Genomic DNA, 11,976 nt, shown 5'->3' with positions numbered 1-11,976 from the left:
TTCCATATTTATTCAACAATCACTTTCTGCCTATAACCTGTTTTCTTATTTATCCTTCGCGAACCATTTGCTAGCTTCATTAATGAAAATCACACTGGCACTTAAGCCAAACACCAACCCCCAACTCATCATATCTAACGGTACCGTTTTTAATATAAAATTAAAGATCGGCAACTGACATACGGCGATCTGCAATGCTGTACTAAACAAGAACGTCAAGATTAACCATTTGTTCTTAAATAAACCGACGGCAAAGATAGAATGGGTACGGCTGCGCAAATTAAATGCATGGAAAAGCTGTGATAAAGACAATACCATAAATGCCATTGTTTGTGCTTTAGCGGGACTGCTATTTAATCCATAACGGAAAGCGACTAGTGTAATGGTACCGATAAACATACCATTTAAAATGGTAAACATCCAACCTCCATGGGCAAACAAACTCTCTTTTGCATTTCTTGGTTGTTGCTCCATGATATCCCATTCCATAGGATCTACACCTAAAGCAAGTGCAGGGAAAGCGTCCGTAATCAAATTAACCCATAAGATCTGGATAGCACTTAAGGTTGATACCACATGTGGCATGCATAAAATGGCTAAAAATAATGACATAATTTCTCCAAGGTTACAACTTAACAGATAAAGAATCGCTTTTTGGATATTTTCATAGATTCCTCTGCCCTCTTCCACAGCTTTCACAATGGTCGCAAAGTTATCATCTGCCAAGATCATATCACTCGCCTGTTTACAAACATCGGTCCCTCCCTGTCCCATAGCGATACCGATATCTGCCTGTTTCAAGGAAGGCGCATCATTGACTCCATCTCCCCCCATGGCTACCACCATATCATTTTGTTTAAAAGCCTGAACAATGCGTACTTTATGCTGCGGTGTCACGCGGGCAAACACACGATATCCTTTTACACTGGCACACAGTTCCTCATCACTCATCGCATCTAACTGATTTCCGGTAATCACTTCTGTCTCTTGTTTGGCAATTCCAAGTCTGCGGGCAATTGCTAATGCGGTTAAAGGATGATCTCCGGTGATCATCGCCACACGGATACCGGCTTTATAACATCGGGCAATAGCATCTTTAACTTCTTCTCGCGGTGGATCCATTAAACCAACAAAACCAATGAAGCACATCTTATTCTCAACATCATCTTCATAAGGCGATTTCAATGTTTTTCTTGCTAATGCCAAGACCCGCTGTGCATCTTCACTCACTTGACGGCTGGCTTCTAAAATGCGCTGCTTTTCATAATTTGACATGCGTACTGCCTTGCCATCCTGCCAAACACTGGTGCACATCGCTAAGATCTTTTCCAATGCTCCCTTCGTATAAGCAACAACTTCTCGCTCATGCTGATGGATTGTCGTCATTCTTTTTCGATTAGAATCAAAAGGAATTTCATTGACGCGGACATATTTCATATCCAAGTCCTTCTTATGAAAGCCTTGTTTTTCACCAAAGCATAACAATGCTGTTTCTGTTGGCTCTCCTAATACTTCATTTTGCGATATACTGGCATCATTGCAAAGCACCATACCTTTCAATAATTCATCATTTACTTCCTGCAACATGCCATTGGCATAACTGCTGACCACATGCATCTTATTCTGTGTTAAAGTTCCGGTCTTATCACTACAAATAACACTAACAGAACCCAATGTTTCTACCGCATGCAGTTTGCGCACGATGGCATTTTGCTTACTCATGACCTGAACGCCTAATGCTAACACAATGGTGACAACGGCTGGTAAGCCTTCTGGAATAGCCGCCACTGCCAAAGAAATGGAGAGTAGCAGCATATCAAAAAGATTTCGCCCTTGTAATATGGCAACCACAAACATGGCCGCACAAACTCCTAACGATAGCATTCCCAAAATCTTTGATAAATGTGCCAACCGTTGCTGCAAAGGCGTCATATCCTCTTTTGTTTCATCCAGCATGCGGGCAATCTTGCCAACCTCACTGTCCATCCCACAGCGAACGACCATCCCTTGTGCTTTACCATATGTAACATACGTCGACATGAACACCATGTTGCGCTGATCCGCGATATGCATCTCATCCGGATAGACAATATCTGCCTGTTTTTCAATAGCCTCACTTTCCCCAGTTAGCGTGCTTTCTTCCACCTTTAAATTGGTACTGGTGAGCAAACGCATATCGGCAGGTATATAACGACCTGCTTCCAGCTCTACAATATCTCCCACAACTAAATCTTCGGAATTGATTTCTTTCAAATAGCCATCTCGCAGGACATACGCTTTTGGCTCTGATAACTTTTCCAAAGCATCAATCGCTTTTTCTGCTTTAAACTCTTGAATGACACCAATGATTGCATTTAACACGATCACAACCAAAATGATACAAGCGTCCATATATTCCTTTAAAAATATAGATACGATTGCCCCAATAATCAATATAATGACCATTGGATCCTGAAATTGTTCCAGAAACATTTGTAAGAGCGTTACTTTCTTTTTCTTATTTAAAATATTTTTCCCTTGCTCTTTTTGTCTTCTTTGTGCCTCTTCTTCACTCAATCCTTTATGAAGATCACTTTGACAAGCTGTTTCTATCTCCTGAATCGTCTTTCGATACGGCATACGATCCCTCCTTCAGTTACACCTTATGATGCTTTCATGCATGCTATGTACACTTCGTCAAAACATGACAAAACTACTGAAAAAAGGTGTTTTCACATAGGAAGAAGGCGCAAGTGAGTTCTAAAGAAAAAAGTATAAAACAACCGCAGCTATTTCATACTTTCTTATTATTTAATTTATTTCATCTTTCTTTTTCTTCATGTCAAAGATTTTATCTTGAATGGCTTTTTCTAGTTCTTCCACCAGAAAATCAAAATTTTCTTCCTCATGATGATCCACAAACATATCCAGATAAATCCGTTTCGCTTTTTTTTCTTTTTCATCAAATTCCACGCAAGTACCCGAATATGCATGCTGAATTGGATAACCCTCAATGGCCGCATACCCAGTATGCAAGGTTCCACAAATTCCATCCACATCAAATATTGCTGGACTGCGAACGATGGAAATATTCTTACATTCTTCAAGGAACTTACGGTATCGTCCATTCTCCTTATGAGCTGCACTCACCAAAATCAATTTCACCTGATTTTTACGTAAATGGCACAAAAAGCGATGACGAATTTCTTCTTGAAATGCCCCGGCTTCAAACATAGCATCATCTATGTAATAAAACTTCATCATTATCTTCTAGTGAAGAAGGAAGGAATCCCTTCATTGTCATCCTCTTTTGCATCATTTATGCGTGAAGTTGCATATACTTCCGGTTCTGATGCTTTTACACTTTGCTTTGGCGCAGCCTTAGCAGCAGAATAAGAGAATGCTTTTTCTAAGACATCTTCTTCATTCTTATCAGCGTCAAAACCTGTAGCAATGACGGTAACAATGATAGAATCTCCTAGTTTTTCATTGATCGCAACACCAAAGATAGCATCAATATCATTTCCAGCAGCCTCACGTACTAAAGCCATAGCATCCTCAGCATCAAATAAGGTGATAGATTCTCCACCGGTAATATTGACAATAGCATTGCGTGCACCAGTAATCTGTGCCTCCAGCAATGGGGATTGAATAGCTTTTTCAGCTGCAGCACGTGCTTTGTCTTCTCCTTCTGCCATACCAATACCAATTAATGCAGAGCCTTGATTTTCCATAATTGTGCGAACATCCGCGAAGTCCAAATTGATCAATGCCGGTACGGCAATTAAATCCGTAATCGTCTGCACGCCCTGACGCAATACATTATCAGCAGCCTGGAATGCTTCCGTCAATGGTCTTCGTCCGATGACCTCAATAAGGTTATTATTAGAAACGATAATCAAAGAATCTACGTATTCTTTCATTTCAGCTAAGCCTTCTTCAGCTGCCTTCATACGTTTCTTGCCTTCAAAGGTAAATGGTTTGGTTACGATACCTACAGTCAATGCGCCTTCTTCTTTTGCTATCTTCGCAAATAATGGCGCAGCACCAGTACCAGTACCTCCACCTAAACCGGTAGTTATAAAGACCATGTCACTTCCTTTGATTGCCTCACGAATTTCATTTTCATTTTCCTGTGCAGCTCGTCTTCCCATTTCCGGGTTTGCGCCTGCTCCAAGACCTTTGGTAATCTCACGTCCAAGCACCAGTTTATTTTCTACAGGAGAAATATTTAATGCCTGTAAATCCGTATTTGCCACATAAAACTCGACCCCTTTAACACCTTCGCTCACCATACGGTTCACCGCATTACAGCCGCCACCGCCGATTCCAAACACTTTAATATTTGCTACCTGTTCAAACTGTAAATCACTCATCTTTATTCCTCGCTCTCTCTTCTTTTATCGATCATTCAACAGAATGCTTTTCAATTTCTTCGTAAATCCGCCTTCTTCATCCTGTGTGGACGTCTTACGGCGTATAGTTTCCACAACCTGTTCTACTTCTGCATCAGCACAGCTTGTACGTTGATCATTGCGAATATCTATCTGTTCCTTCCAACTGTAAAATAAGCCTAAGCAAGTTACTAAGGAACAATCTCTAGCTCCAATCGTCTGTGGCACATATAGCTGCCAAGGCGCATTTAATTCATCGAACAACGGTTCAACTGCCTGAATCTCACAGCCTTCTCCTGTGATTAGATAGCGAACATCGCCACTCTCAATAATTGGTGCACAGGCTTCATTAATGCCTTGGATCCATTCATGAATGTATGGCGCAACCAGCTGACATACTTGCTTTTCACTCAGCTGTTTCTGCTCTTTGCCTTCACTCCAAACATAAATAATCGTATCCTTTGCTTCATGTTCTTTTAAACAGCAAGTATTTTGTACCAAGCGATAACCGACATGTGGCGATAAATGGTTTTCTTCACAAAGCTTTGCTAACCATTTGCCATATCCATCTTCTAATACCTCGCAGTTTACAAGTTTACCATGCGTAAATAAAGAAAGTGTAGTATTCTGTCGAGCTAAATCAATTAATATGACATATTTATCAACCGTCTGCTCAAAAACCGCTGCTTCTTGGGCAATGGCATAAGAATCCAAACATACATCCAGAATTTCTAAACCAGCTTTTTCGATACAGCGTGCATAGGAATACACGGTTTCTTTATCTGCGAATAATAAATCAACATCCATGATCAACATATCACTTATTTCATCGATTGGCATTTTTCTTGAAGTAATACCATTGGTTATGTATTTAATACAGCCGACATTCACCAATTCTAATTCAGGATCTGGTTTATATGTAATCGCTTCATTCAGTCCTTTTTGAATATCACTTAACCGAATACGTTTACTGCTTGCCTGTGGCAATACATGAACACGTTTATTATGTCTGGCCACATTGACGCTCGGTAACGATACCAATGCTCGTTCAATATGATAACCAAGCGATTCCTCCGCCTGTTTCACAGCTTTTATGATTCCATTTACAACATTTTGTTCATCTATAATTTTCTTTTTTTCAATTCCAGTAATCCCTGCTCTTTCAACCCGCAGAATATTAAATCTGGTATCATAAAATTCTCCAACAATCAGGCGAATTTCATGATCGGCAATTTCTACGGAGGCATAGATTTCCTTTCGATTCATAAGGTTTACCCCCTTACACACGTTTTCACTTATACTCATATATAATATCATAAAAATGGTGGATAAAAAACATTTTACAGGAATTTGTCATATTTTTTTCAGATTTAGGATTTTCCTTGCTCCGCCGTTTTAAAAAAGAGAGAATCTTAGAAATTCTCTCCATCTTCTTGCTGCATTTTAACCAAACTTTCGTGCTCTATTTCAGCGCTTTTTGATAATGGTCTACCCTTCACATCAATCTTATTAAAATGTTTTGGTTTGCGTTTCTTGACACATATGATAAGAATAGCCAAGAAAAGGATAGCACTCAATGCACAAAGACCATACACGATCAGTTTCAGCTGCTTCGTTTCTTCCTCATGTGCTTTTAGTAATTTTTCATATGCATTCTGCGTGATTGCCGCACCACCGGCATACCGCTGTAATGTATTCCCTGTTTTCTCATATTGATAATACACCTTATCACCGGCATCATTCATTACATAAAGCAATGCGTAATCAGCAAACGCCTTATCTTGATATGTCCAACCAGGAAGTTCTTTTCCATCGACCTTTACTGTTGTAAACACCATACCGGTACGTTTTTGCAACGCTTTTGGTACATCAATAATCGCAATATTTTCTCCAAGTAAGCCCACCGGGCGATAAATGGATGTTACTTCTTTCTTTTCCGTATCATAAAAATAAAAGTCTTTTTTATCATCGTTTTCTAAATACAACAATGTCATATGTAAGCTTTTATTGGTCCAAGCTGGTACGACTTTTCCATCAATGGTAAGCTTTGTTTCCTCAAATAATTTCTTAGACAATTTCGCAGCTGAACGTGAAACACCAAGTTTTTTCCCTTGATAATTTACAAAGACTAGTGGTTTTTCATCCACATGTACTTTTATCGTATAGGTTGTCGATGTCCCATTTTCTGCAGTACATATCACTTGAATCGTATTATTACCGGGTTTTAACTTCTTTTTCCCGATTCCACGCAGTGATGCCTTGCTGTTATTTGCTGCTGCACTGACCTTTAGTGTATCTACACTACCAGGCAGATCAACCTTATATGAAGTTGTTCCAGCTTGAAATGCCGGTGATAATTTGCCTTCGCTGATACTTAAAGACTTCAAGGAACTATCCTTATTTTTCTTTTCTTCTTTTGGTTTCTCTGTTTTATTACTAGGCTCATTCTTTGGTGTATCATTATTGGAAGGAGCATTGTTATAATCATCATTATTGTTCTGTGGAGTATCATTATTTCCTGAATTACTTGAACTATTATTATTGTTGTTTGATGGTTTGCTGCGTTCTTTTACCACCACGGTACAAGAAGAAGACAATGACTGATCCTTTTCCGTATTAAAATCGGCAATCGTTCCTGAAGCATAGACGCTAAGACTGCCAGCACTGGTTCCTTTTACGGTATAGGATCGAGAATTATTTTCAAACCAATCAGAATCATTTGCAGCACCACTCACAGCCACCATACCTGCTCCGCCAGAAACACTGACCGTAAAGGTCACAGTATCTCCAACATAAATTGTTGAACTACTACAAGATACGGATAAGCCTGCTGCAGCGATATGTTTTTTAGGCAGATTCAGTACTGTTACTGCTAAAATGGCAACACTGATACCTGCCAGAAATTTTGTTATTTTCTTTCTCATCTTTACCTCCACTATTTCCCCATGATCCTGTTCTTAACGACTACATAATCAGCTGGTGAAATTTTACCATCTTGATTTGCATCCGCTGCTTTTAAAGGCGTTCCTTTTAATTTTGTCACACCCATGATATGATTTTTGATTTTCACATAGTCAGCAGGAGATAATTTCCCATCACCATTAACATCTCCGGGTAAAACTTTTTCATCTGGTTTATTCGGTGTGTCAGGCACCTTATCATGGTTAGCATCTTGATTACCTTCATAAATGACCATCATCGAGTCTTTCACCTTTATGTATCCATAATTGTATGTGTAATCATATAGACCATTGGAATCATTATCCTTAGCACTGCGATCTGCTTTTAAGATGCAGTCTGTACGTATTTTATACCATGTACCTTGACTGTTTTTTACCGTATCTAACACAACAAATGGGAATTGATGAATGACCTTGCTATTGCTATTTCCGTTTTGATAATATTCTTTGCTGGAGGTTTTAGCATCCTTATATATACTGATTGGTTTTACACCGGTGTCAATCACAAGGGTGTACTTATCACTGTCCTTTTTACCAGAAAGATCTTCTAAAAAATAACCTTGTGCTGCCGCTTTTTCCCCCCAGTAAGGATCACTAGCATATTGCACATTCATACCACTTTGTTTATCCCCAAGATGAGGTCCATAATATCGCCAATCATATGGATCTGTATAACCAAGCGACACCCAGTTTTTCGCAAAATCATTGATACATGCCGCTACTGAGGCGAATGTATTCGCTGATGTTCCCGGACTGGTATCCACAGCATTTAATCCAAAGATGTTGTTTTTTTCCTGTGCGATAGAGCTATTGCCCCAAGCACTTTCATTCACTGCCAAACCAAAAGCCAAAGCTGCATTTGTACCATATTGTTGTGCATTGATAAAATCTACGCCACGATTTCGCAGCTTTGATTTCGTATTTGTCGTACCTTCTAACAAACGTTTATTTAAATGATCTGCTGTAAAACTAGATACCGTACGCATAGAAAGAAACTGATAGTAATTATAATAAGGTGATTCCTTATTAACCGCATGACTGTATACATCCTTTTGATAATCATTGATCATGGTTTCAAAAGCAGTATAAAAATAATGACCGTCATAGCTGAAATATTTTGTATTCTCTTTCAAATACGCTGGCGCATTTCCAACGCGCTGAGATGAACTGTAATATGGTGTAAATATCTGATGATAGAGTTTATTCTTTGTCACATAATAATAACTGACATTCATCTTTGCTGTATATTCCTGAATAGTAACATATTTCGCATCCACCAAACCGGTAACTCCGGCCATACGAAACTTGACCTTCCCATCCACTGTGCCAAGGTAGGCTGCATCTACCGCATAAACGGCACTCGTATACCCACTGATATTGGTATCGACTTCCTTATATGGTGTTGTCATTCCACCATCCAACACTTTAAATTTTACGATAGATGGTTTGGTAGTGCTGCGTAATACATTCTTACTATACACAGAAACATCTACATCACTATTTGCTGAACGCATCATGCTGCGTGTTAGCTGTAACATATTTGCTGTCTTTACCGCATCCTCAATGGTATCATAATGGCCAACCTCTGCACTAGCTCCATCTTTGGTTTCCATTTCCACATCAAACGTTACCTCTTCATCAGTTTCTTCCGGCAAGGTAATGTCCTCTTTGATGCCCTCTGGATTCGCTTTTACATAAGTGATTTTTCCATCTTCATCCATCTTTAAAAACATACCTGTTTGATCGCCATAAGAAGAACCCTTCCTAGTTTCTGAATGTTCTTCTTCTGCAAACAGCTTTTTTTCTATATTTGGCATAACGTTAACTGCCAGTAAACTTACCCCAAGAAAGATTGTAAATACCTTTGTTTTTCTCATACCATCATTCCTTTTGTTATAATAACTCAGTCTAATTATAGAACAGCCCTTTCATGAATGCAATTGGTAAATATTACACATCCTTACTACTAGCCCGCTATCCTTCCTTAAAATTGATTGAAAACCCTTTAAAATCACCGTTTTACAAACATATCCTTAAGGGTGATCAACAGATAAATAAAAATAAAAAATATTCTTGCATTTTATAATCTTAAATGGTATGATATTTAAGCGAATTATGTTAAGTATTATACGGAAGGAGGTAAACGGTATGTCAAAAGTTTGTGCAATTACAGGTAAAGGTCCTTTATCAGGTAATAAACGCTCTCACTCTATGCGTGCATCTCGTCGTAACTGGAATGTAAATTTACAGAAGGTTAAAGTCGTTGTTGATGGGAAACCTCAAACGATCCGTATTAGTGCTCGTGCATTGAAAACATTAAAGAACAAAAACGCTATCTAAGAGTGATTTAAACAGGGAAACCTGTTTTTTTTTATTCTCTAAACCTTCACGTACAATCTAAAATTTAATGAGACATCAGCAAGCAAAAAGAGCAGAAGTCTGCTCCTTTGGATTGCTAAAATTACGATACATCAAAGATGCTATTCCCAATAAACTCTGCCAAAATAGAGCTGCGTGGAATGGCTGAGGAATCCCCAGTCAAGAAATAGTCTAATAGCTTATGCAGACGATTCGCTTCCAGATACGCTTCTTCCTTTATGTCAACTTCTTCTAACAAAGGAAGAACAATAGGCTTTAATACTGCTAATTCATAGACCATAGAACTATTGAAAATGGCATCTGCTTCTTCTTGATATGGATAAATATAGCGATCTTCGCCATAACGGACATTTTTCCATGAATGAATCGTTTCTGCAGCACTCCAACCGCGAGATTGATAATCTCGTGCGATACGACGTATTAAACGATAATCACTTGTTGGAATACGATTATGATCATCTAAATTGAGATGCGTCAATGCATTGATATAAATACGGAATTTTGCTGAATCTGGTATATAAGCACTTGTCGTTGGATTTAATCCATGAATGCCTTCTATAATTAAAAGCTGATCCTGTTGCATGCATAACGTTTCTCTCCACTCACGTTTTCCTGTTTTAAAATTAAAATGCGGCATACGAGCTGGAAGGTTATGCAATAACTTTAACATCGTTTCATTAAACAGCTCCAGATCTAAAGCTTCTAACGATTCAAAGTCATAACTGCCATCCGGCAATTTTGGACAATCCTCACGGTTTTTATAAAAATCATCCATGGATATAGCAATAGGTTCTTTCCCATGTATTTTCAAATGGATGGATAAGCGCTTTGAAAACGTTGTTTTCCCTGCTGAACTAGGGCCGGCTATTAAAATAAAACGAGTACCTGCATGCTCTTTTAACATTTTCACTGCAATATCCTCTAATTTCTTTTCGACCATCGTTTCACTCATTAACACCAACTCATCCATCTTTCCTTCCATAATTTTCTGGTTTAGCTGCGCTATATGTGATACGCCGATGGCTTTTCCCCAGGCCTCAAATTCTTGAAATACTTGGAACATCTTTCCCTGATTCACAAAGTGTTCTTGTGGTGATAACCAAATACCGGGGGCATAATAGCGCAATGCAAAATGCGTCAGATAACTGGTGTTTGGCAGCATGATACCATAAAAATAATCATTGACATCTTCTAAATGATATATGCTACTTGTTTTACTATGGCGATTTCGCAATAAGCTTGCCTTATGCAACATCCCGCATGCTTCAAAAAAAGCTACGGCTTCTTTTGTAGGCACGACGCTGCGTAAGATCGCCATCTTTTCCCTGGTCATCTCTTTCATGGTCTGTTCAATTTGAAAAACATCCTCAGGTGTTAAATAACCTTGCTGTTCCACTTCACAAAACAAACCATTACTTAGCGCATGTTCAATACACACATGCGCTTTAGGGTATAAGCGATGCACAGCTGCAATAAATAAAAAGCTCAAAGATCGTTCATAAATTTGTTTTCCTATCTCACTATCCGCATAAACAAAGGAAAGATCTCCTTCTTCCTTTAAACAATACTTCACATCATGGAGCTTCCCATTGAAGACAATGGCATAGACATTTGCTTTTTCTTCTGCCGGAATAAGCTTTTCCACTGGCGTATCTTTGGTGATTTCTATTATTTTTTGTTGTAACGTGATTTTCATATTCATCCTTCTTTCTCTGTTAGGATATGTCGTTGCTACCCTTATTATAATACAGAATAGCTGTTCCACAAAGAAGAACGATAAAACGAAAGGATTCACTCTATTTCATATACCGTTTCATCCTTAATAACAACTGTATTTTAAACAATGTTTGATGTACTACATATTGCCTCTTATATGCTAACCAATATACAAAAATTGCTGTTATCAACCGTGAACAACACAAGATAGCTTAAAACTGTCCAAAATGTTTTTTAACATATTTTTCTATCTCACATCCCTTTATTCACAATATGAAAACCGGCTAGTTATGTCGTTTCAGCTTTTTAAACAACAGTTACAGATCATATCATTTGCTTTCTGAGATTTTGCATCTATGAGCCAAGCAACAAGGATAACTACCCAATTACCAAAGATTCCATGTTGTCATAAGAAACTGTGTTTTTTATTATGAACATGCACCATCTGTATAAACAAAAAGCTACATGTGGTAAAACGTATATGAAAAAAACTGGATATCTAAATTATCGTAGGGATAAGCGATACCTCTAAATTATCATAGAGTTTC

The 11,976-nt window shown here is 38.4% G+C and carries 8 protein-coding genes; 1 reads left to right on the top strand and 7 read right to left on the bottom strand.

All coding sequences use genetic code 11. From position 1 onward, the window contains the following. Positions 1 to 45: 45 nt before the first annotated feature. The 6 genes from LI241_RS00040 to LI241_RS00015 all read right to left on the bottom strand — a co-directional run bounded on the left by LI241_RS00040 (position 46) and on the right by LI241_RS00015 (position 9,210). Entirely contained in the window at positions 46 to 2,619 is a 2,574-nt protein-coding gene (locus LI241_RS00040; RefSeq protein ID WP_008689179.1) for a calcium-translocating P-type ATPase, SERCA-type, read from the bottom strand. A 171-nt stretch (positions 2,620 to 2,790) separates the two neighbouring features. Beyond that, complete coding sequence (locus LI241_RS00035; protein ID WP_017144613.1) at positions 2,791 to 3,240, bottom strand: hypothetical protein; 450 nt, start codon at positions 3,238 to 3,240, stop codon at positions 2,791 to 2,793. Between the two features lie 2 nt (positions 3,241 to 3,242). Then, positions 3,243 to 4,355: a cell division protein FtsZ gene (ftsZ, locus tag LI241_RS00030; protein ID WP_008689183.1), complete on the bottom strand. Its 1,113-nt coding sequence runs from the start codon at positions 4,353 to 4,355 to the stop codon at positions 3,243 to 3,245. 24 nt (positions 4,356 to 4,379) lie between these two features. Further along, complete coding sequence (locus LI241_RS00025; RefSeq protein WP_008689184.1) at positions 4,380 to 5,639, bottom strand: cell division protein FtsA; 1,260 nt, start codon at positions 5,637 to 5,639, stop codon at positions 4,380 to 4,382. A 146-nt stretch (positions 5,640 to 5,785) separates the two neighbouring features. Continuing rightward, positions 5,786 to 7,297 (bottom strand): cadherin-like beta sandwich domain-containing protein, encoded by a 1,512-nt coding sequence (locus tag LI241_RS00020; protein ID WP_008689186.1) that lies wholly within the window; start codon positions 7,295 to 7,297, stop codon positions 5,786 to 5,788. Between the two features lie 11 nt (positions 7,298 to 7,308). Next, a complete protein-coding gene (locus LI241_RS00015) occupies positions 7,309 to 9,210 on the bottom strand; it encodes a glucosaminidase domain-containing protein (protein WP_119957477.1) in 1,902 nt (633 codons plus the stop codon). A gap of 271 nt (positions 9,211 to 9,481) precedes the next feature. Between LI241_RS00015 and rpmB the strand changes: the two genes are divergently transcribed. Continuing rightward, entirely contained in the window at positions 9,482 to 9,673 is a 192-nt protein-coding gene (gene rpmB, locus LI241_RS00010; RefSeq protein ID WP_008689190.1) for a 50S ribosomal protein L28, read from the top strand. Positions 9,674 to 9,794: 121 nt separating this feature from the next. Here rpmB and LI241_RS00005 read toward each other — a convergent pair whose 3' ends face one another. Beyond that, positions 9,795 to 11,408 carry a nucleoside kinase gene (locus LI241_RS00005; RefSeq protein ID WP_008689191.1) on the bottom strand — a complete coding sequence of 538 codons (1,614 nt, stop codon included), beginning with the start codon at positions 11,406 to 11,408 and terminating at the stop codon, positions 9,795 to 9,797. Between the last annotated feature and the right edge of the window lie 568 nt (positions 11,409 to 11,976).

Origin of the sequence: Longicatena sp. 210702-DFI.1.196, assembly GCF_020563125.1 — a bacterium.
GTDB classification, from domain to species: Bacteria; Bacillota_I; Bacilli_A; order Erysipelotrichales; family Erysipelotrichaceae; genus Longicatena; species Longicatena caecimuris.
Note: the sequence above shows the minus strand (reverse complement) of the source record. Positions and strands in the feature narration are given on the sequence as shown.